We start from the raw sequence: 20,167 nt of genomic DNA on the forward strand, positions 1-20,167 counted from the left end.
TGCATTCCGGCGGCTACTCACTTCGTGCCGACTTGTCCACGATTTGTCATCTCTCGCAATGATCTTGGGTGCTGATGTGTTCGGTGTGAAAGAAAACTCGCAAGCGAGGATCTTCAGACTTGCGTTCGCCTGCGCCTCACAGCCGGCGGAACCGGGCCTCCAGCAGCGCGAACACGCCGAACACGGCGATCCCCGCCGCGAGGGTCAGCAGCAACGCCTGCCCGTACGGCTGCACGGCCAGGGTCTTCAACGCCGGGTCCAGGCCGCCGGCTTTGGCGGGGTCGTAGCGGACGGCCGCCAGGACGAACATCGCCCCCACCGTGGCGTAGAGGACGCCCACCGCGCACCAGCCGATCTGGCCGAGGCGGGTGGTCGACGTGCGCACGGTGGGGGAGGCGCCGCCGAAGTCGAGGTCGCGGAGGAACTTCTTCCGCGCGCCGCGGTAGGCCAGCCACGCCGCGACCGCGATGACCACGACGCCGGCCGCGATCACCGCGACCGCGCCCCACGGCCGGCTCAGCACGCTCGCGACCACCGAGCCCGCCTTGCCGGACGCGCCCATCGCCGTCTTGCCCGCGCTGTAGGCGACGAGGCCGTACAGCACCACTTCGACCCCGCTGACCGAGCGTCGCACCCACCGCCGCCGGGGTTCCACGTGCCGGTGGCCGGTGATCGCCTCGGCGAGCTGCCAGAGGGCGAGCACCCCGGTGCCGGCGGCGACCAGCCACAGCAGCCACGCGCCTCCCTCGGAGGCGACGATCTGCAGTGCGCCCGCCTTGTCGGCGCGCTCGTTGTCACCGAGCGCCACCTGCACGGCCAGCCACGCGACGATGAGGTGCACCGCCGCGTAGCAGGTCAGCCCGATCCGGGCGAGCAGGCTGAAAACTCTCAGTTCGGACATGAAAGTGAGTTTTACTCACCTTGGCGGGTTCGGCAGCGCGAAGCGGTGACCCGGTGCAGGCCGCCTCCGCAAGCAGGGTTCCGGCGCAACGGCCCGGCCGACCCCGCCGATCAGGGGTCGGCCGGGCACCAGGTGTCGGACGTCGGCCCGTCGGCGGCGCCGCAGAAGCCGTGCACCGACTTGTCGACTTCGCCGCCCGACACGCCCATCACCGCGACCGGCTTGTTCTGCGGCACGTTCCGGCCGATGTCGCCGCCGTAGTCGATCGTGCCGGTGACGCCCTCGAGGTACTTGTTGACCTGCTCGACCCCCGGGCGCGAGGTGTGGATGGCGGTGATCTCGCGCCAGATCGCGCCCGGCGTCACCGGGATCTCGGCCGCCGTCTCGCGCAGGTACGCCGCCGCGACGATCATCACCTGCGCGGCGTCGTAGGCGAGCGCGGCGTGGCCGTCGTACGAGCGGCCCTCCGGCGTCTGCTCGAACGGGAACAGCGTCTCGTCCAGCGTCTTGTAGAAGTCCAGCGCGGCGCCGCTCGGCTCGGTGACCGGCGAGGTGGCGAACGACAGGTAGTAGTAGGGCAGTGCGCGGTTGCGCTGCCGCTCGCCCTGGTCGGCGACGAACCGCGTGACGTCGTCGTCGCCGATTACCGTCGCCCGGCTGCCGCACTGCGCGGCGCTGCTGAGGAACTGGCCGAAGTCGGGCACGCCCCGGCCGGCGAAGAACGCCAGGCCGTCGAACGAACAGGTGTCCCGGCCCGCCGCGCCGGCGTTGCCCAGCAACGTCTCGCCGTACCGCACGTGCGACGGGGGCCCACCGAGGCCGCCGTCCGGGGTGAACGCCCGCGCGTCGGCCTGGAAACCCTTGTCGCGGAACGACTTCAGGACGTCGTCGCGAAGGTTGGTGCTGTACACGTCGGCGTCGTCGTCGGAGTAGTAGACGCGCACCACGCGCGGACCCGGCAGCTGCTCGGCGAACCCGGCCGCCACCGCGGCCTCGCGCCGGTTCTGCGGTGTCACCTGGAAGTACATCGGGTTCAGGTCGGCCAGCGGGTCCGCGGACAGCGTCGAGGCGACCATCGGCAGCCCGGCGTTGGTCAGGGCGGCGATGGTCCGCTGGGTCGGCGCGCTGCTCAGGTCCAGCCCGACCACCCCGACGATGCTCTTGTCCTGCTCGGCCTGCTGCCGCAGCTGGTTCGCGACCCGCACGCCTTCGCGCATGTTGCGGCCCGCGTTGGCGATGAGCAGCCGGACGATCGGGTCGGCCGAGCCCGGCGCGTTGAGCTGCCGCAGCTGGGCGACCGCGAACCCTTCGAGGGATTCGCGTTCGGTGGTCAGCCCCTCCGCGAGGTTGTTGGACGAGGTCAGCGCCTCCAGCACGACGAGGGTGATGTACGGCCGTTCCGGGTGGGCTTCGTGCAGCCGTTCCGCGCGGTGGTTCTGGTCCAGCACGACCGCCTCGACCTGCCGGATCGTCGCGTCCGACGGCTGGAAGACGTCCTGGGAGCCGTCCGTGGCGCCGACGCACTCGGTGCCCGTCCAGGTCAGCCAGGGGTTGTCGGAGCCGCAGTGCTCGGCCCAGGTGTCGTGCCGGTCGTAGGCGACGAACCCGGCGACGAGGGCGACGAGGACGACCGGCACGCCGATCCGCGTCCACCGGCTAGCCCACCACGGCGGCCGGACCTGCTTGCGGAACCGGTAGTCACTGCCGAGGGTCTGCAGCATCTGCCGGACCTTCGGCTCGTCGTCGTCCCCGGGCGGCTGGACCCCGACCGGCAGGTACCACGCGGTCGGCCGGCGCTCCCGCCGGTCGCGTTCGAGCTGGTTCTGCCAGGCCACGTATGCGGCGCGCGCCTGCGCGGCCTGGAACTGCGGCCGGTGCGGCGTCGGCTCGGCGTCCGGCGGCGGCGCGGGGCTGGCGCTGACCACCAGCAGCGGGTCGAACCGCCCGACCTGGTTGCGGACGGAGTTGACCAGCTCCAGGAGCCGGTAGCCGCCGTTGCCGACGCTCACCTCGTCCAGCAGCAGCACGGGGTAGGTCATCCGGCGCCGCCGCCACACCCGCCACGGCCGCAGCCGGTAAGCCCGCCGCAGGTCTTCGAGGAAGGCGTTGAGCAGCAGGCGGCAGACGTATTCGGGGGCCTCTTCCTGCCACTGCCCTTCGGTGAGCCGCCGGGCGAACCGGACGAAGCTGCCGGACATCTCCGGCGCCAGGTGCGGTTGCCGCAGGAACCACCGGTACCGCCCGGAGAGCAGCGGCACCCGCCCGGTGACGGCGATCCGGAAGGTCAGCAGGGTGAGCCCGCGCACGAGCAGCGAAAAGACCTTCCAGACGCCCTGGTTTTCGGGCAGCTGCTTGACGGCGTCCTCGGCGGAGGAGCTGAACCGCTCGGCGAGGCTGATCCGCCGGATGGCCCGCCGCAGCACCCCGTCGGGATCCTCGCGGCCGTCGTGGTCCTGCAGCATCAGCCAGTAGACGAGGTCGAAGAGCGGGAAGGGAAGCCGGCTGGTGTGCGCGGTCGCGCTGTCGCCGAGTGCTTTCCGGGCGTCCCGCAGGATGTCCCGCACGACGGTGACGGAGTCGGCGGTCGCGGGCCCGGCTTCGTCCCGCCCTTCGTGCGCGGTGAGCTCCGGCCGCGCGTACCGGATGCTGCCCTGCGGTTTCGCGGTCTTGAGGCGTTCCGCGACGGCGGCGAGCACGTCCCCGCTTTCGGCGGGCCGCACGAGGCACACCATCGGCAGGCCCCGCCGTTCGGACCGTTCGTCCTGGTATTCGCCCCAGTGGTATTGTTCGTCGAGTTTCCGCGGCCGGTCCCCGAGCCGTGGCCGCAGGCAGAGCGCCCCGAGCAGCTTGACCAGTACGTCGGCACCGAGAAAGCCGAGCGGCCCTGTTCTCCCCATCGGGACAGAATGGCACATTTTCGGCGAAACCGGTTCCGCAGTTTTACCGTCACGGGCCCGGCGAGGCCTGGGCCACCCGGCTGCGCGGCTTGGAGACACCCGCCCTCGAAGCCCGGTTCGAACGAGGCAAGCCGGACAGGCGTAGCAACTTACCTACGCAAACTCCGAAAAGCCCCGTCCGATTGTGTGTGCAGTTCGTGCACCCAAGTGCCGACTGTCCTCACTGGACTGTCCACAAACACCGCCTGCCCAAGCTGACTTGAGTGGACCGCGCCTCGCAGTCCAGCGGCCGAAAAACCTTTGCTCGGGGGAGTTCCACCGATTCGCGCGTGCCACCTACGCCCAGCTCGCGCCATGGCCATGTCCGCCTACCACGCCATCGACGCGCTGCCCGCGCCCGGAGGCAGCCGGGTCGCTCTGCACGCGGCCAAGTCGCCGCGCACCGTGGCGCTGATCGTGGCCTGCCTGCTCGCCTGGCGGCCGTTCCTCGTGCCTTCCACCGAGCTGGGCGAGGACGCGCTGGAGACGCTCCTCGCACGGGCCGGCGCCACCCACGTGCTCACCGTCGAGGTCGAGAAGGCCAAGAACAACGGCCGACCGGCACGGCCTCCTTCGGCCCCACGTCGGCCTCACCATGACCAAAGCCCACCGGCAAGATCCTCATGAGAGAGGAACCCGCAGGTGGGCTTTGATTCAGTGGGGTGCGCCATCAGGGACTCGAACCCCGAACCCGCTGGTTAAGAGCCAGCTGCTCTGCCAATTGAGCTAATGGCGCCGGTGTCTGCCGGAGGCTTCCCTCGGCGACGTGGAAAAGATTAGCACCCCTCTCCGAGGCTGTTTCAGGGGGGTCCCCCAAGCCGGTTCCGGCATAGTTGCCCCGGCGTCGCGGCTGGTCGGGCACACTGTAGTCGGACATCGACGGCGAAACAGGCGGGTGGGCATGCGGGGTGTGACGGTGCGGCTGCTGGTGGTCGCCGGGGTGGTCGGACTGGCCGGGTGCAGCAGTACTCCTTCGGGTGAACCTCCCCGGGAGACGGCACCGCCGTCGAGCCAGAGCAAGCCCGCGCCGAAGCCCGCCGTGCTCAGCCTCACGCCCGCCAAGGATGCGAAAGACGTCGCTCCCGGGGAGCCGGTGAGCGTCACCGTCCAGGACGGGAAGGTCGGGGAGGTCAAGCTCACCGGGGCCGATGGCAAGGTCGTCGCCGGCAAGGCGCGGGCCGATGGGTCCGGGTGGGACTCCTCGGAGCCGCTCGGCTACAACAAGACCTACCAGCTGACCGCGACCGCCACCGGCTCCGACGGCAAACCGGTGACGCAGGAGTCGTCCTTCAGCACCGTCAAGCCCGCCCGGCAGCTCGGCGTCTCGGTGAACCTCGGCGAGGGCGAGACCGTCGGGGTCGGGATGCCGCTGATCTTCACCTTCACCGGCAACGTCGCCGACAAGGCCGCGGCCGAGAAGGCGCTGAAGGTCACCGCGGAGCCGGCCACCGAGGGCGCCTTCCGCTGGTTCGGCGACAAGCAGGTCACCTGGCGGCCGAAGGAGTACTGGAAGAGCGGCACCAAGATCAAGGTCGACGCCGCCGTCTACGGCAAGCCGCTCGGGAACGGCAGCTACGGCCGGGAGGACAAGGGGGCCAGCGCGATCGTCGGCGACAAGCTCGTCGCCGTCGCCGACGGCCAGACCCACCAGATGACGGTCACGATCAACGACAAGGAGGTCAAGACCATGCCGACCTCCATGGGCAAGCCCGGCCACAACACGCCGCAGGGCACCTACACCGTCATGAGCGAGCACACCGGCTACACGATGAACTCCGCCACCTACGGCGTCCCCGAGGACGCGCCCGGCGGCTACAGCACCTTCGTGCAGTACGCGGTCCGCCTGTCCTGGAGCGGCATCTTCTACCACTCCGCGCCCTGGTCGGTGCGGCAGCAGGGCCACAGCAACGTCAGCCACGGCTGCCTGAACCTGTCCACCGAGAACACGAAGTGGCTGATGGACACGTCCAAGAAGGGCGACATCGTCACCGTCCGGAACAGCGGCGGCCCGAAGCTCGAACCGACCGACGGCTGGAGCTTCTGGCAGCTGTCCTGGGACGAGTGGCGGACTGCGGCGAACTAGCCCGAGCCGCGGACCAGCTCCCGCGCCTCGGCCTCGGTCGACACCGCGGGCCCCGAGCCCCACAGCGGCTTGTTCGCCGTCTCACGGCTGAAGTACACCGCGACCGCGCCGATCGCGCCCGCCGCCATCAGGTACCAGGCCGGCCAGAAGTCGTGGCCGGTGGCGGAGATCAGCGACTGCATCACCAGCGGGGTCGTGCCGCCGAAGAGCGACACCGAGATGTTGAACGCGATGGACAGCGCGCCGTACCGGATCGCCGTCGGGAACAGCGCGGGCAGCGCCGCGGGCATCGACACCTCGAAGCAGAGCAGCAGCAGGCCCAGTCCCATCAGCCCGAGGAATGTGAGCACGAGCCCGCCGTCGTGGACGAGCAGCATCAGCGGCCAGGACAGCACGAGGAACCCGAGGCAGCCGGCCATCATCACCGGCTTGCGGCCGACGTGGTCGGTGATCCGGCCGCCGACCATGATGATGAGCATCATCACGACCATGACGACGATGATCAGCAGCAGCCCGTGGGTGGCGTCGAGGTGCAGCTGCTCCGACAGGTACGTCGGCATGTAGGACAGCAGCATGTAGTCGGTGACGTTGAACACGAGGACCAGGCCGACGCAGATGAGCAGCGCGGGCCAGTACTCGGTGAACATCTTCCAGAAGGGCTCCCCGGACCGTCCCCGCTTCTCGGCCTCCTCGGCGTGCTTCTGGAACGCGGGCGTCTCCTCCAGCTTCAGCCGCATGTAGAGCCCGATGATCCCCAGCGGGCCGGCCACCAGGAACGGAACCCGCCACCCCCAGTCGAGCAACGTCTCGTGCGGCACCCAGGCCTTCATCCCGGTGACGACGGACGCGCCCAGCACGTACCCGGACAGCGTCCCGAACTCCAGCCAGGACCCCATGAACCCTCGCCGCTTGTCGGGTGAGTACTCGGCGATGAAGGTGGTGGCGCCGCCGTACTCGCCGCCGGTGGAGAAGCCCTGCACCATTCGCGCGAGCACCAGGAGGATGGGCGACCAGACGCCGATCGAGCTGTACGACGGGATCAGCCCGATGCACAGGGTGCCGATGGCCATCATGATCATGGTGACGGCGAGCACCTTCTGCCGCCCGATCCGGTCCCCGAGCGGCCCGAACACGAGCCCGCCGAGCGGCCGCATCAGGAAGGCGGCGGTGAAGGCGCCGAACGTCCCGATCAGCCGGACGCCGGGAGACACGCTGGCCGGGAAGAACACCTCGGCGATGGTGTCGGCGATGTAGGCGTAGACGCCGAAGTCGAACCACTCCATGGCGTTGCCGAGCGCGGCGGCCCCCACCGCCCGCTTGAGCAACGACCGGTCGACGACGGTGATGTCCTCGTACCGCAGCTTCTTCTTACGACCCCGGATCTTCGGTGCTGAACTTGCCACCAGAACACCGTGCACCGGCATTCGGCCGCTCGCACGCTGAGCCATCCGGTCGTGAGCGTTGCCACGGACGGTGGAACACAAAACCCCAGCTCGGACCGAAGATCCAAACTGGGGTGATGGGGTGAGCGACGGGTTTCGAACCCGCGACCTCCTGGACCACAACCAGGTGCTCTACCAGCTGAGCTACGCCCACCATCGCCGAGGGGATCCGCCTGCGATCACCTCGCTGGCAGTAATCGTAGCGGGTGCCCTCGACCGCTTTTCACCGGGTCACCTCTGGTGGTGTTCCTGCACTTCAGCGGCGGCGGCCTTGGCTTCTTCGCTGGTGGGGCCGGGCTGGGGGACGAAGGCGACGCGCCGGTAGTAGTCGAGTTCGCCGATGGATTCGCGGATGTCGGCGAGGGCCCGGTGGGCGAGGCCCTTCTCCGGCTTGGCGTAGTAGATGCGCGGGTACCAGCGGCGGACGAGTTCCTTGACGGAGGAGACGTCGACCATGCGGTAGTGCAGGTGGGCGTCGAGCGCGGGCATGTCGCGGGAGATGAAGCCGCGGTCGGTGGCGATGGAGTTGCCGGCGAGGGGCGCGGTGCCCGGCTCGGGGACGTGCTCGCGGATGTAGTCGAGGACGCGGCGTTCGGCTTCTTCGAGGGTCACCGTGGAGCGGCGGACTTCTTCGGTGAGGCCGGAGTGGGCGTGCATCTCGCGGACGACTTCGGGCATCCCGGCGAGCTTTTCCTCGTCGGCGTGGATGACGATGTCGACTCCGTCGCCGAGCACGTTCAGCTCCGCGTCGGTGACGAGGGCGGCGATTTCGATCAACGCTTCCTTGCCGAGGTCGAGCCCCGTCATTTCGCAGTCGATCCAGACTAGGCGGTCGGTCACCTGGTGACCCTAACCCGACACGGGGATGCGAAGGGCGTTACCTGCGCGTACGGCGCGTTACGTTCCCAGTGTGGTCCAGGACACACGATCGGGGAGCTGCGAGTGACCGAGCAGGCGTCGCCGGCGAGTGAGATCGCCGCCGGATATGCGAGTGAGGGTGCCGCGCTGGAGCTGGGTGCGGTGGTGATCGACGGGCAAGTGGACGCGGCCGCGGCCGTGCGCCTGCCGTTGGCGACGCTGAACCGGCACGGGCTGGTCGCCGGCGCGACCGGGACCGGCAAGACGAAGACGTTGCAGCTGATCTCGGAGCAGCTGTCGGCGGCCGGGGTGCCGGTGGTGCTCGCCGACGTCAAGGGCGACCTGTCCGGGCTGGCCGCGGCCGGCGAGGCGAACGACAAGGTCACGAAGCGTGCGCAGGAACTCGGCGACGACTGGGCGGGCGCGGCGTTCCCGGTGCAGTTCCTGTCGCTGGGCACCGGCGGGAAGGGCTCGCCGATCCGGGCGACGATCACCAGTTTCGGGCCGGTGCTGCTGTCCAAGGTGCTGGGGCTCAACGAAACGCAGGAGTCCACGCTCGGGCTGATCTTCCACTGGGCCGACCAGCGCGGCCTGGCGTTGCTGGACACGAAGGACCTCCGGTCGGTGATCACGCACCTGACCAGTGACGAGGGCAAGGCGGACCTCAAGGGGATCGGCGGGGTCTCGGCGGCGACGGCCGGGGTGATCCTGCGCGCGCTGTCCAATCTGGAGGCGCAGGGTGGGGAGGACTTCTTCGGCGAGCCCGAACTGGACGTGCACGACCTCATGCGCGCTCGCGACGGCAAGGGCGTCGTCACGCTGCTGGAGCTGGACAACCTGCAGTCGAAACCGGCGCTGTTCTCGACGTTCCTGATGTGGCTGCTGGCCGAGCTGTTCGAGGAACTGCCCGAGGAGGGCGATCTCGACCAGCCGAAGCTCGTGTTCTTCTTCGACGAAGCCCACCTGCTCTTCGCCGACGCGTCGAAGGCGTTCCTCGAGCGCATCGAGCAGACCGTGAAGCTGATCCGGTCGAAGGGCGTCGGCGTGTTCTTCTGCACGCAACTACCCACGGACATCCCGAACGCCGTGCTTTCACAGCTCGGCGCGCGGATCCAGCACGCGCTGCGGGCGTTCACCCCGGACGACCAGGCGGCACTGGCCAAGACGGTGAAGACCTACCCGAAGACGAAGTTCTACGAGCTCGACACGGCGTTGACGTCGCTGGGCATCGGCGAGGCCGTCGTCACGGTGCTGTCGGAGCGCGGTGCGCCGACGCCGGTGGCGTGGACGCGGCTGCGGGCGCCGCGGTCGAAGATGGGCTCGATCGGCGACGAGGCGGTTGCCGCTGCGGTGTCTTCGTCGGACCTGCACGCGAAGTACGCCGAGACGATCGACCGGGAGTCGGCCTACGAGAAGCTGGCCGCGAAGGTCGCCGCCGCCCCTGAGGCCGCGCCGGCTCCCGCGCCCGAGGCACCGGCACCTGCGCCCGAGAAGGACGAGCCCGGCTTCATCGAGTCCGCCATGAAGAACCCGGCCGTGAAGTCGTTCATGCGGTCCGCGGCGAGCGCGCTGGGCCGGGAGATCACGCGCGGGCTGTTCGGCAACCGGAGGCGCTGACAAAACCTGACGCAAGCTGTCAGGTATGGCTGCCAGGCTGGTGCCACCTTCGAAAGGAAATCAGCCATGACCAGCACTGCCGCCGCGTCGTTCGTCCTCGACAAGTGGGAACCGCAGGCGACCGACGAGGCCGGGGGCACCGAGTTCGCCCGGGTGGCGATCGGCAAGACGTTCACCGGCGCGGTCGAGGGGACCAGCACCGTCGAGATGCTTTCGGCGTCCAACGCGACTTCGCGCGCGTACGTCGCCTTCGAACGTCTCGAGGTCTCGGTCGACGGCCGCAAGGGCGGCTTCGTCCTGCATCACTCGGCCGACGACTCCGGCCTGGCGCTGAAGATCCTCACCGGCTCGGGCTTCGGCGAACTCGCCGGGATCGCCGGGATGGCGAGCATCGAGATCGACGAGGAGAAGAACCACCTCTTCACCCTCACCTACACGCTCTGAGCAGCGCGAAGGCCGTTTCGAGAGCCCCCGATTGACTCTCGAAACGGCCTTCGCGGTGTTCTCCCGCTCCCCGAAGCGGGGGGACGGGCCGCCCCGACCACGGCCCGTCCGCGTCCTAGTTGTTCACGATCTGGTCGACGATCTTCTTGGCGTCGTTGATCGGGATGGCGAACCCGATCCCGACGCTGCCCGCCGCACCGTTGGCCGAGGCCGAGGGGCTGTAGAGCGCCGAGTTGATGCCGATCACGTTGCCCTGGGTGTCGACCAGCGCGCCACCGGAGTTGCCCTGGTTGATCGCGGCGTCGGTCTGGATCGCGGTGTAGCTGGGTGAGTCTTCGCTCTGGTTCGACGTGCGGCTGAACGGCGAGCGCTGCTGCTGCTCGCCCTGCCCGATGTCGGACAGGTTCCGGTTCAGCGCGCTGACGATGCCGGTGGTGACGGTGTTCTGCAGGCCGCCCGGCGAGCCGATCGCGACCACCGACTGGCCGACGACGAGCTTGCTCGAGTCGCCCAGGCCGGCCGCGGTCAGGCCGCTGGCGTTCTGGGCCTGGACCACGGCGATGTCTGCCTTGGTGTCCGCGCCGACCACGCTGGCCTGGTACTTCTTGCCGTCGGACGTGGTGATGACGACGTTCTGGGCGCCGTCGACGACGTGCGCGTTGGTCAGGATCCGGCCGTTCGAGGTGAGGATGACGCCGGAGCCGATGGCCTCGCCCTGGTCGGTCGTGACGTTGATCTGGACGACGCTCGGCGTCACCTTCGCCGCGACCGCGCTGACGTCGCCGGAGGTCGAGTTCGCGACCGTCTGCCCGTTCGCCGCCGGCGTGCTGACCGACGTCGTCGCGCCGTCCGCCGAGGTCGTCGTGAGCCCGACGATCGCGGCGCCGCCGACGCCGCCGACCAGCGCGGCGCCGAGCGCGGTCGCGCTGACGAACATCGCGACCCGGCCACCCTTGCGCGGCTTGGCCTTCAGCGCCGTGGGCGCCTGGGAGCCCGGCGGCGGCTGCGGGGTGAAGAGCGGATTCGGCGCGGCCTGCTGCTGGTAGGCGTACTGCGCGTACGGCCCGTACTGCTGGGTGCTCTGGTGCGGCTGGTGCCCACCGGTTGAGGCGGGGCCGGGCCGACTCTCGTTCTCGGTCATGGCACCAGATTCGCGCCCGTGCTTGTGAGCAGCCTGTGGAAATACCTCAGGCTTTGCTGAGAAGAATCAGCTGAGAAAACTCAGGTAATCCTCAGGCGTCAGACGAAGAACGACGGGACGTCCAGGGCACCTCCCGCAGCTTCGAACTCGTCGTGTACGGCCTTGCGCAGCTCGGCGTCGCCGAGGTAGTCGGCGGCGGTCAGAGCCAGCCCCAGCGCGCCGTCGCGGACTCCCTGTTCGCCCGTCTCGGACCCGGCCGCGGCCGCGAACTCCTTGGTGTGCAACGCAACCGTGGGCCCCGCGATCGCCAGCATCGGGTGCAGCGCCGGGACGCGGTAGGAGAGGTTGCCGAGGTCGGTGGAGCCGGTGAGCGACTCCGGCACGATGCCCGGTGGGAGTGGCTTGCGGCCGGTGATCACCTGGTTGGCCGACCAGCGCCCGGCGAGCGCGGTGTTGAACCGGATCGGCAGGTAGGCCGGCTGGGCGTCCCAGATCAGCTCGACGCCGCAGCCGGTCATCGCCGCGGCGCCTTCGGCGATCGACGCCATGCGGGCGGCGAGGTCGCGCAGGGTTTCCGGGGACTGGGACCGGAGGTAGAACAGCAGCGCGGCCCGGGCCGGGATGACGTTGGGCCGGGCGCCGCCGTCGGTGAACACGCCGTGAACGCGGTCGCTCTGCGGGAGCTGCTGGCGCAGCGCCGAGACACCTTGGTACGCGGCGACGGCGGCGTCGAGCGCGTTGCGGCCCATGAACGGCTGGGCGCTCGCGTGTGCGCCGACGCCGTGGAAGACCATCTCCAGCTGACGCCGCCCGAGGAACGGGTGCAGGGCGATGTCGTGACTGAACGGGTGCAGCATGATCACCGCGTCGACGTCGTCGAACACGCCGGCGCGGGCCAGGATCTCCTTGCCGCCCCCGCCTTCCTCGGCAGGTGTGCCGATCAGGCTGACGCGCCCGCCGAGCCGCTCGGCGACGGTCGCGGCGCCGAGGAACCCGCCCGCGGCGGTGGTGCAGATGACGTTGTGGCCGCAGGCGTGGCCCAGCCCGGGCAGCGCGTCGTACTCGGCGAGGATCGCGATGTGCGGGCCCTGTTGCTGTCGCGTGCTGACGCGCAGCGCGGTGTCGAGCCCGCCGACGCCGACCGTGGCTTCGTGGCCGTGACGCTGCAGGAGGTCGGCCAGGGCGCGGACCGACCGGTGCTCGGTGAACCCCTCCTCGGGGTGGGTGTGCAGATCTTGGCTCAACGCCACCAGATCGGGTGAGCTGCGTTCGACCGCGGCGGTCACTTCGGCCCGCGTCGCCTCGTCCGCGCCGGTGTGCGGCGAGGACAGCGGTTCGGCGGCCGCGACGGCGTCGGCGGTGGCCTCGACCAGGGAACGCAGGTAGCTGTCGTCGGGCGGGACGGGGGCGGTGTCGGTCATGGGGCGATGCTAACCGGGACCTCCGACATTTTGCGGTGCTCGGCCCGCGACGATCTGCGTGACGCCGGCGTACCGTTCGGTGAGCTCCGTGAAGCCGCGGGCATGGAGGCTCGCCGCGATTTCGCCGCGGTCGAACATCTTCTGGCCGCTCACGATCCCGCCGGCCGTCTCGAGCAGACGCGCGGGTTGCCAGCCGCGGCGGGCGCTGGTCAGCAGCACAATCCGGCCGCCTGGTTTCACTACGCGCGCGAAGGAGTCCAGAGCGGTCTCCGGCTCGGCGAACATGTGCAGTGCGGCGAAGCAGCAAATGCCGTCTACTGTGGACGGTTTCAGCGGAAGGTGCACGGCGTCGGCGCGCAGGTAGGCGACGGTGTCCGGGCCGCCCTCGGCGACGGCCTTGGCGAGCATGGTGCGGGCGCCGTCGAGGCCGATCGCGAGTCCGTCCGGGCCGACGGCCGCGCCGAACGCGCGGGTGAACCGGCCGGTCCCGCAGGCGACGTCCAGCGCGGTGTGGCCGGGTTTCAGCCGGAGGAGTTCCGTGGCGATCCTGATTTCGCCCGTCATGCTCGGCCCGAGCGGGCCCTTGAGCGCGCGGCCGAGGGCGGGGCGCCAGTAGCGTTCGTAGACCTGCGGGAGCAGGGTGGTGCGCATCAGGCGCTGAGTGAGACCGGTCGGCGGGCCGGCCTGGTCCGCGGCGCCGAGCAGGTCGAGGTAGCCGTCGTCCACCTCGGCCGGCGTCCCGAGCAGGGCCTGGAGACGGTCGGATGCGCTGGTCGGCACGGGTTCTCCTCGCTTTCGGATACCGCCAGTATGTCAACCGTCTGGCCACTCGTTCGAGTGAACAAATCCGGGCTCAGGCGTTCGACGCCCGGAATTGTCGGTCCCCCTTCCTAACGTCGCAGGCGAGGCCCGATCCAGCCCGATCGGCCCGAGCCGAGGAGGAGAGATGACGACGATTTCCCGTCCCTGTGGCGAGATCTCGGTAATCGGTGAGTTCGACCTGGCCGCGGCAGCCCGCTTCCTGACCGGGTTCGCCCCGGCCGGCCGGCCGGACGCCGAACCCGGCGCCCTGCGGGTGGCGTTCACGCTCGACGGCGAATGGACGCCGGTGGGAGCGGTGCTGCGGCAGAGATCGCCCGGCGAGGTCACGGTCGAGGTCCACGGCCCGCCCGCGCACACCGACGCCGTGGTGGCGCAGGTGAGGAGGATGTGCTCCCTGGACATCGACGGCACGGCATTCCCGGAAGCCGGCGCGCGCGATCCGGTGGTTTCGCTGCTGCAGGGGTTGCACCCGGGCCTGCGCCCGGTCTTGTTCGCATCGCCGTACGAGGCGGCGTGCTGGGCGGTGCTGAGCCACCGGATCTGGATGACACAGGCGGTCAGGCTGCGCCGGCGCTTGACCGAGCGCTACGGCACCGAGGTCGACGTGGGCGGCAGCAGGCTGAGGACGTTCCCGGCCCCGGAGGCGCTGGCGAAGGCGGAGTACCAGCCGGGCTTGCCGGGTCCGAAGCTTCCCCGTCTGAGAGCCATCGCCGAGGCGGCGGCGGAGGGCAAACTGGACGCGGCGACGTTGCGAGCCATGCCGGCCGAGGAAGCACTGAAGCAGCTGCAGTTGCTGCCGGGCGTCGGCCGCTTCAGCGCGGAGCTGATCTTGATCCGCGGTGCCGGTCATCCGGATGTGTTTCCCCGTAGTGAGACACGCCTCCACGAGATCATGCGGGAGGCGTACCACGCCCCGGAGGCGGGAGTCGCGGAGCTGGCGGAGATCGCAGAGGCCTGGGCCCCGTTCCGGAGCTGGGTGTCGTTCCTGTTCCGCGTCGAGGGCGAGGCCCGGATGCGGGAGTCGCGATGACCTGACCCAGCCCCGCCGGCCCCGGTGCAACCTGGCTGGCCTCGGCCAGCCCTGGCCCGACCGGCCGGACCCGGGCTGCCCCGCCCCGCCCCGACTCGGCTCGGCCCTAGTCCCGCTCGGCCTGGCCCGGCTCGGCCCGGCTCGGCCCGGCTTGGCCTGGCTTGGCCCGGCTTGGCCTGGCTTGGCCTGGCTTGGCCCGGCCCGGCTTGGCCTGGCCCGGCCCGGCTTGGCCTGGCTTGGCTCGGCCTGGCTCGGCTCGGCCGAGCCGGACCGGGCCAAGGCGGCTGACTGGATCGGGGCTAATTCGACCCCAAGCTGGTCCGCTCTGCCGGACCGGGGCGACCCGACCCGGTGGCGGTCCAGCCGGGCCCGGCCTGGGCTGCGGCCCGCCGTCCACCGGCGGCCGTCGCATCAGCTGCTCGTCGAGTCCGGATCCGGCTTGGCGCGGCAATGCCTCAGCCGTGTGCGGCGGGTCCCGCTGAAACCCTCGCGCGCCAGCCGACCCGGCCGCCGAGCCGATCGACCAGACAGAAAGGAGACCGCCACGACCCATACCGGAAGCCGCGTAGCAGCAGACGGTGGGGACTCACAGTAGCCAGATATCGCCTGTGGTGAGGTGTCCGGGTGAGCTCGCCCGTTCATTCCGCGCTCGGCGGCCCGGCCGGTGACACCCTGTCAGCACTCCGCGCAGCTGCCGCCACCGACACCGGCTCTCTGCTGGAGCAGACCCAGGCGCCCGCCGTGGTCACCCTGATCGCCGGTGGTGTGGCGCTGCTCGTCGTGCTGGTCGGCGGTACGCCGTGGCGGCGGGCGCGCAACGTCGTCACGATGGTGCACGAGGCCGGCCACGCGCTGGCCGCCGTGCTGGTCGGGCGGCGGCTGCAGGGCATCAAGCTGCACTCGGACACCTCGGGCGTCACCGTCTCGCGCGGCAAGCCCGAGGGGCCGGGCATGGCGTTCACCGCGATGGCCGGGTACCTGGCGCCGTCGGTCCTGGGGCTGCTGTTCGCCAGCCTGCTGGGCGCCGACCTGGTCGGCACGGTGCTGGTGCTGATCGCGCTGCTGCTGCTCGGCGTGCTGGTGATGGTGCGCAACGCGTACGGCGTCTTCACCGTCGTCGCCAGCGCTGCGGTGCTGGCGCTGATCGCGTTCGTCGCCCCGGTCGAGCTGCAGGCTCCGTTCAGCTACCTGGTGACGTGGTTCCTGCTGTTCGGAGGCGTGCGGCCGGTCGCCGAGCTGCAGATCAAGCGTCGGCGGGGGCAGGCCCGCGACTCCGACGCGGACCAGCTGGGCCGCTTGACCGCGGTCCCGCCGGTCCTGTGGGTCCTGGTCTTCGCGGTGGCGACGGTCAGCTGCCTGATCGCCGGCGCGCTCTGGCTGCTGGAGCCCGTGGCCAAGTGAGCCGCGGCGCCTGACGGCAGACGAGCCCGTCCGCGGTGGAGCCCGTGGCCGGTCACCGGCGTGCATGCGGCAAACTGGTGGTCCGCGCGGAGGGAGACGTAACGATGGACGAGGTCGCCAAGGCCGTCGAAGAGTGCGCACGGGCGGCGAAGCTCGCCGCGCCGTCGCTGGCTGCCGCGAGCGCCGAGGCCGTCGATGCCGCTCTCAGCGGGATGGCCGAGCGGCTGCTCGCGCACCGTGACGAGATCCTCGAGGCGAACCAGGCCGACGTCGAGCGCGCCAAGGCCGACGGCATGAGCGCCGGCCTGCTCGACCGGCTCACCATCACCCCGGAGCGGCTCACCGGCATGGCCGAACAGCTGCGGCTGCTCGCCGGCGCGCCGCACCAGGAGCGCTCCGTCGACGTCTCCACCCTGGACGGCGGGCTGCGACTGGTCGAACGGCGGCGGCCGGTCGGCGTCATCGGCGCGAACTACGAGGCGCGGCCGAACGTCACCGTCGATGTGGCTTCCCAGCTGGTCAAGTCGCGCAACGCCGGTGTGCTGCGCACGGGCTCGGCCGCGCTCGGGTCGGCCCAGCGGCTGCGGGAGGTCGTCATCGCGCCGGCGCTCGCCGAAGCGGGCATCGACGCCGACTGCGTGCAGCTCGTGCCGCGCGTCGAGCGCGAGGCCGCGTCCGCGCTCGTGCGGCTGCCCGGTCTCGTGCCGTTGGTGATCCTGCGCGGCAGCGGCGACAGCACGCGGGCCCTCGCCACCGAGGCGGCCGTCCACGGCGTGCGCACCCTCGCCCACGCCGACGGCGGTGGCGTCCTCTACGTCGACCGGGGCGCGGACGTCACCAAGGCGCGTGACCTCGTCTACGCCAGCCTCGACAGGCTGGGCGTCTGCAACCGGCTGAACCTGCTGCTCATCCACGAAGACATCCACGACGACGCCTGGCCGGCGATCTCGGACGCGCTCGCCGAGCGCGGCGTCACGCCTTCCCTCGCCCCGCACGAGCACCCGATCGGCTACGAGTGGGCGCTGGACTCCGACCGCGAGGCGACCGTCACCGTCGCGAAGGTCGGCTCGCTGTCCGACGCCGTCGAGATCGCCAGCGAGCGCACGTCCGGCCTGGCGGCGGGCATCACCACCGAGGACGAGTCGGCCGCCGACGCCTTCTTCGACGGCTACACCGGCACGGGCGTCTTCTGGAACGCCCCGACCCGCCTCCTCGACGGCTTCAAGCTGCTCGCCGTCCCGGAAACCGGCATCAACCTCGACAAGGTCCCCGGTCCCCGCGGCCCGGTGACCTACACCGACCTCTACGTCCGCCAGTACGCGGTCCTGCCGGCCTGAACCGGACGGCGTCAGCGCGTCGGCGGGACACCGGCGAGCCTGCGGAGCTCCTTCACCGTCTCGGTAGCGTTGGTGACCAGCTCGGACGGCCCGTCGGCCTCGCCGGAGTAGCGGTAGATCGCCGTCGGGCCGTCGCTGATGGCGATGGCCGCGACCAGACGGCCTTCGGGGTCGCGGGTGAGCCCGGTCGTCACCGACACCTCCCGGCCGACGGTGTCGACCGTGGTGAGCGTCCGCTCCTTGTACCAGCCTCGCGTTGTCATGATCAAAAAGCTCCGGGGGAATGGGCACGACAGGGGGATACGTCCTAGGACGCGGGGACCGCCCCGCGCGTTACGGCATACTGGGCCGGGTGATCTCCCGGCCGCACGTCCTGCTGTCCGCCGCGCAGTCGCTCGACGGCTACCTCGACGACAGCTCGCCCGAGCGGCTCGTGCTGTCCACAGAGGACGATTTCGCCGTCGTCGACCGGTTGCGGGCCGAGGCCGACGCCATCTTCGTCGGGGCCGGCACCGTGCGGGCCGACAACCCGCGGCTGCTCGTCCGCTCGCCCGAGCTGCGGCGGCAACGCCTGGACCAGGGGAAGCCCGAACAACCCGTCAAGGTCACCGTGACCACGCGCGGCCTCGACCCGGACGCGCAGTTCTTCACCGTCGGGGACACCGAAAAGATCGTCTACGCCCCACCCGGTGCCGCGGACGCGCTCAAGCACGTCGCCACCGTCGTCGACGCGGGGGACCCGCCCGACTTCGGGCGCATCCTCGACGACCTCGGCGCGCGCGGCATCGAACGTCTGCTGGTCGAGGGCGGTGGCGGGATCCACACGCGGTTCCTCGCCGAAGGCCTCGCCGACGAGCTGCGGCTCGCGATCGCGCCGTTCTTCGTCGGGCAGCCGGACGCGCCCCGGTTCGTCGGGCCCGGCCTCTACCCGCGGCCGCTCGTGCTGACCGCCGCGAACGAACTGCAGGGCATGGCGATCCTCGAGTACCGCGCCGCCGACGAGCCGACCGGCCGGGACGTCCAGCTTCTCAAGGAAGCCATCGCGCTCGCCGCCGAGTGCCCGCCCAGCCACACCTTCCGGGTCGGCGCCGTCATCACCGACGCCGACGGCGAAGTCGTCGCCACCGGGCACTCCGGCGAGGGCGACCCGAACAACCACGCCGAAGAAGCCGCGCTGGCCAAGTGCGCCGGCGACCCGCGGCTGGCCGGCGCGACCATGTACAGCTCACTGGAACCGTGCAGTCACCGCAGTTCGCACCCGCGCAGCTGCACCCAGCTCGTCCTCGACGCCGGCATCCCGCGTGTCGTGTTCGCCTGGCGGGAGCCGCCCGTCTTCGTCGACGCCCGGGGCACCGAGCTGCTGCGGCAGGCCGGGCGGCACGTCGTGGAGGTTCCCGCGCTGACCCCGGAGGTCCAGCGCGAGAACACCCACCTCGACTTCTGAAACTCGCGAAGAGGTCAGCAGGCGCCGTTGTCCTGCCAGACGCCCCATTCGCCGGTGGTCCCGGGCTCCTCGCCCTGCGTCCACCACTTGGCGGTCCACTTGTGGCTGTTGTGCGAGACGACGTTGTCCTTGACGTAGACCTTGGTCCGGTCCCACTCCGCCGCGGTGCACGAGCCGCCGCCCGGCGTGGTCGGGGTGGTCGTCACCGGCGGGGTCGTCTGCGGCGGCGTCGCCCCGGCGAAGCGGACGCTGAACTTCGTGAAGTCCCAGTCGTTCTGCGGGACGTTGCTGCAGACGCCGTTGTCCGTGGTGCCGACGCACGCGCGGTCCCGGTTGACCGACCAGAACGTGAAGCGGCCGAGGCCGTGGCTGGTCGCGTAGTCGTACACCGTTTGGAAGTCCGACGTGTAGAACATCTCGGCCGCGTCCGACTTGCCGTTCATGCCGGAGAAGCCTTCGTGCGAGTACGCGGTGGCGCTGTCCCAGCCCATGTGTGACATCAGCAGGCCGTGGAGCGCTTCCAGCGCCGACACCTGCGACGAACCGCCGTTGAAGCCGCCGTCGAAGGGCATGATCGAGAAGTTGTTCGGCGTGAAGCCGATCGACTTCGCCTGGTCGATCAGCTGCGTGCCGAACCAGCCGGTGCCGGCCGCGGTGCCCGGCATGGTCACCGAGACGAACAGGCCGGGGTTGTTGGCCTGCAACGTCTTCGCGGCGCCGAGCTCGTTCGCGATCGCGGCGGTGTTTTCGTACTCGGGCTCTTCGAGGTCGAAGTCGATCGCCTTGAGCGAGTACTTCGTGATGACCTGCTGGTACGCGGCGGCCGTCGCGGCCACCGTGCCGCAGGTCTGGCCGAGCTTGGTGCCGCCGTACCCGCCGACGGACACCGAGACGTCGCCACCCGCGCCGCGGATCCGCGAGATCACGCCCGCGACGGCGGTGTCGGACGAGACCGCGGACGTCCCGTCCCAGGTGGGGCTGCAGCCGCCGCCGTTCGGCGCGAGGATGAACGCGAGCTGGAACGCCTTGAGCCCGGTCGCGTTCATCACGGTGATCGGGTCCGGCGGGTTGTTGCTCTGGGGCATCAGGTACGGCGCCGCGGCGTACCAGTTGGTGCTCAACGCCGCGGTCGCCGACGGTGCGCCGAGCACGAGGCTGACGGCGGTGGCGGCGAAAGTGGCGGCGGCGAGCCCGACGGCGGCCAGTCTGCTCCTGCGCATGAGCTGTCCTCCCGGTGGGGATCGAGGTGGACAGATCATTGGACTAGACCATTGATGAAGTCAAGGCGCG

17 protein-coding genes and 2 tRNA genes are annotated in these 20,167 nt (G+C 70.6%); 8 read left to right on the forward strand and 11 right to left on the reverse strand.

Going from position 1 to position 20,167, the window contains the following annotated elements; genetic code table 11:
* Positions 1-136: 136 nt before the first annotated feature.
* Positions 137-901, reverse strand: coding sequence for a DUF1206 domain-containing protein (locus H5965_RS18060; protein WP_310971170.1), 765 nt, complete (start codon positions 899-901; stop codon positions 137-139).
* Positions 902-1,011: 110 nt separating this feature from the next.
* Positions 1,012-3,798 (reverse strand): ABC transporter substrate-binding protein, encoded by a 2,787-nt coding sequence (locus H5965_RS18065; protein ID WP_310971171.1) that lies wholly within the window; start codon positions 3,796-3,798, stop codon positions 1,012-1,014.
* Between the two features lie 354 nt (positions 3,799-4,152).
* Here H5965_RS18065 and H5965_RS18070 point away from each other — a divergent pair, with 354 nt between their 5' ends.
* On the forward strand, positions 4,153-4,464 hold the full coding sequence (locus tag H5965_RS18070; protein WP_310971172.1) for a hypothetical protein: 312 nt from the start codon (positions 4,153-4,155) through the stop codon (positions 4,462-4,464).
* 36 nt (positions 4,465-4,500) lie between these two features.
* Here H5965_RS18070 and H5965_RS18075 read toward each other — a convergent pair.
* A tRNA-Lys gene (locus tag H5965_RS18075) sits at positions 4,501-4,573 on the reverse strand.
* Between the two features lie 165 nt (positions 4,574-4,738).
* Between H5965_RS18075 and H5965_RS18080 the strand changes: the two genes are divergently transcribed.
* Positions 4,739-5,920 carry an Ig-like domain-containing protein gene (locus H5965_RS18080; RefSeq protein WP_310971173.1) on the forward strand — a complete coding sequence of 394 codons (1,182 nt, stop codon included), beginning with the start codon at positions 4,739-4,741 and terminating at the stop codon, positions 5,918-5,920.
* Here H5965_RS18080 and proP read toward each other — a convergent pair.
* The 3 genes from proP to orn form a co-directional block, all read right to left on the reverse strand.
* Entirely contained in the window at positions 5,917-7,344 is a 1,428-nt protein-coding gene (gene proP / locus H5965_RS18085) for a glycine betaine/L-proline transporter ProP (protein ID WP_310971375.1), read from the reverse strand. The two genes, H5965_RS18080 and proP, sit on opposite strands and share 4 nt — an antisense overlap.
* Positions 7,345-7,440: 96 nt before the next feature.
* Positions 7,441-7,516, reverse strand: a tRNA-His gene (locus H5965_RS18090).
* Between the two features lie 77 nt (positions 7,517-7,593).
* Positions 7,594-8,202, reverse strand: a complete 609-nt coding sequence (gene orn, locus H5965_RS18095) for an oligoribonuclease (protein WP_310971174.1) — start codon at positions 8,200-8,202, stop codon at positions 7,594-7,596.
* 102 nt (positions 8,203-8,304) lie between these two features.
* On the opposite strand from orn, the gene H5965_RS18100 reads away from it, so the two are divergent.
* A complete protein-coding gene (locus tag H5965_RS18100) occupies positions 8,305-9,837 on the forward strand; it encodes a helicase HerA-like domain-containing protein (RefSeq protein ID WP_310971175.1) in 1,533 nt (510 codons plus the stop codon).
* 66 nt (positions 9,838-9,903) lie between these two features.
* Positions 9,904-10,281, forward strand: a complete 378-nt coding sequence (locus H5965_RS18105) for a DUF3224 domain-containing protein (RefSeq protein WP_310971176.1) — start codon at positions 9,904-9,906, stop codon at positions 10,279-10,281.
* A 115-nt stretch (positions 10,282-10,396) separates the two neighbouring features.
* Here H5965_RS18105 and H5965_RS18110 read toward each other — a convergent pair whose 3' ends face one another.
* The 3 genes from H5965_RS18110 to H5965_RS18120 all read right to left on the reverse strand — a co-directional run bounded on the left by H5965_RS18110 (position 10,397) and on the right by H5965_RS18120 (position 13,623).
* Complete coding sequence (locus H5965_RS18110; RefSeq protein WP_310971177.1) at positions 10,397-11,422, reverse strand: trypsin-like peptidase domain-containing protein; 1,026 nt, start codon at positions 11,420-11,422, stop codon at positions 10,397-10,399.
* A 98-nt stretch (positions 11,423-11,520) separates the two neighbouring features.
* On the reverse strand, positions 11,521-12,843 hold the full coding sequence (locus H5965_RS18115; RefSeq protein WP_310971178.1) for a M20 family metallopeptidase: 1,323 nt from the start codon (positions 12,841-12,843) through the stop codon (positions 11,521-11,523).
* A 9-nt stretch (positions 12,844-12,852) separates the two neighbouring features.
* Positions 12,853-13,623 (reverse strand): methyltransferase domain-containing protein, encoded by a 771-nt coding sequence (locus H5965_RS18120; RefSeq protein WP_310971179.1) that lies wholly within the window; start codon positions 13,621-13,623, stop codon positions 12,853-12,855.
* A gap of 166 nt (positions 13,624-13,789) precedes the next feature.
* On the opposite strand from H5965_RS18120, the gene H5965_RS18125 reads away from it, so the two are divergent.
* The 3 genes from H5965_RS18125 (at position 13,790) to H5965_RS18135 (ending at position 17,433) form a co-directional block, all read left to right on the forward strand.
* Positions 13,790-14,695, forward strand: coding sequence for a DNA-3-methyladenine glycosylase 2 family protein (locus H5965_RS18125; protein WP_310971180.1), 906 nt, complete (start codon positions 13,790-13,792; stop codon positions 14,693-14,695).
* Between the two features lie 624 nt (positions 14,696-15,319).
* Positions 15,320-16,096 (forward strand): M50 family metallopeptidase, encoded by a 777-nt coding sequence (locus H5965_RS18130; protein ID WP_310971181.1) that lies wholly within the window; start codon positions 15,320-15,322, stop codon positions 16,094-16,096.
* Between the two features lie 104 nt (positions 16,097-16,200).
* Positions 16,201-17,433, forward strand: coding sequence for an aldehyde dehydrogenase family protein (locus H5965_RS18135; RefSeq protein WP_310971182.1), 1,233 nt, complete (start codon positions 16,201-16,203; stop codon positions 17,431-17,433).
* A gap of 11 nt (positions 17,434-17,444) precedes the next feature.
* Here the strand turns inward: H5965_RS18135 and H5965_RS18140 are convergent, their stop codons facing one another.
* Positions 17,445-17,696, reverse strand: a complete 252-nt coding sequence (locus H5965_RS18140; protein ID WP_310971183.1) for a hypothetical protein — start codon at positions 17,694-17,696, stop codon at positions 17,445-17,447.
* Between the two features lie 89 nt (positions 17,697-17,785).
* On the opposite strand from H5965_RS18140, the gene H5965_RS18145 reads away from it, so the two are divergent.
* Positions 17,786-18,877, forward strand: a complete 1,092-nt coding sequence (locus H5965_RS18145; protein WP_310971184.1) for a dihydrofolate reductase family protein — start codon at positions 17,786-17,788, stop codon at positions 18,875-18,877.
* A 14-nt stretch (positions 18,878-18,891) separates the two neighbouring features.
* Here the strand turns inward: H5965_RS18145 and H5965_RS18150 are convergent, their stop codons facing one another.
* Positions 18,892-20,097 (reverse strand): chitinase, encoded by a 1,206-nt coding sequence (locus H5965_RS18150; RefSeq protein ID WP_310971185.1) that lies wholly within the window; start codon positions 20,095-20,097, stop codon positions 18,892-18,894.
* Positions 20,098-20,167 lie beyond the last annotated feature (70 nt).

The organism is Amycolatopsis sp. 505 (genome assembly GCF_031625235.1).
Lineage (GTDB): Bacteria > Actinomycetota > Actinomycetes > Mycobacteriales > Pseudonocardiaceae > Amycolatopsis.

What these genes read in the sequence shown, in the direction of transcription:
- H5965_RS18060 (WP_310971170.1), bottom strand. Translation starts at nt 901, where the DNA reads ATGTCCGAACTGAGAGTTTTCAGCCTGCTCGCCCGGATCGGGCTGACC.
- H5965_RS18065 (WP_310971171.1), bottom strand. Translation starts at nt 3,798, where the DNA reads ATGGGGAGAACAGGGCCGCTCGGCTTTCTCGGTGCCGACGTACTGGTC.
- H5965_RS18070 (WP_310971172.1), top strand. Translation starts at nt 4,153, where the DNA reads ATGGCCATGTCCGCCTACCACGCCATCGACGCGCTGCCCGCGCCCGGA.
- H5965_RS18080 (WP_310971173.1), top strand. Translation starts at nt 4,739, where the DNA reads ATGCGGGGTGTGACGGTGCGGCTGCTGGTGGTCGCCGGGGTGGTCGGA.
- proP (WP_310971375.1), bottom strand. Translation starts at nt 7,344, where the DNA reads ATGCCGGTGCACGGTGTTCTGGTGGCAAGTTCAGCACCGAAGATCCGG.
- H5965_RS18105 (WP_310971176.1), top strand. Translation starts at nt 9,904, where the DNA reads ATGACCAGCACTGCCGCCGCGTCGTTCGTCCTCGACAAGTGGGAACCG.
- H5965_RS18110 (WP_310971177.1), bottom strand. Translation starts at nt 11,422, where the DNA reads ATGACCGAGAACGAGAGTCGGCCCGGCCCCGCCTCAACCGGTGGGCAC.
- H5965_RS18115 (WP_310971178.1), bottom strand. Translation starts at nt 12,843, where the DNA reads ATGACCGACACCGCCCCCGTCCCGCCCGACGACAGCTACCTGCGTTCC.
- H5965_RS18125 (WP_310971180.1), top strand. Translation starts at nt 13,790, where the DNA reads ATGACGACGATTTCCCGTCCCTGTGGCGAGATCTCGGTAATCGGTGAG.
- H5965_RS18135 (WP_310971182.1), top strand. Translation starts at nt 16,201, where the DNA reads ATGGACGAGGTCGCCAAGGCCGTCGAAGAGTGCGCACGGGCGGCGAAG.
- H5965_RS18140 (WP_310971183.1), bottom strand. Translation starts at nt 17,696, where the DNA reads ATGACAACGCGAGGCTGGTACAAGGAGCGGACGCTCACCACGGTCGAC.
- H5965_RS18150 (WP_310971185.1), bottom strand. Translation starts at nt 20,097, where the DNA reads ATGCGCAGGAGCAGACTGGCCGCCGTCGGGCTCGCCGCCGCCACTTTC.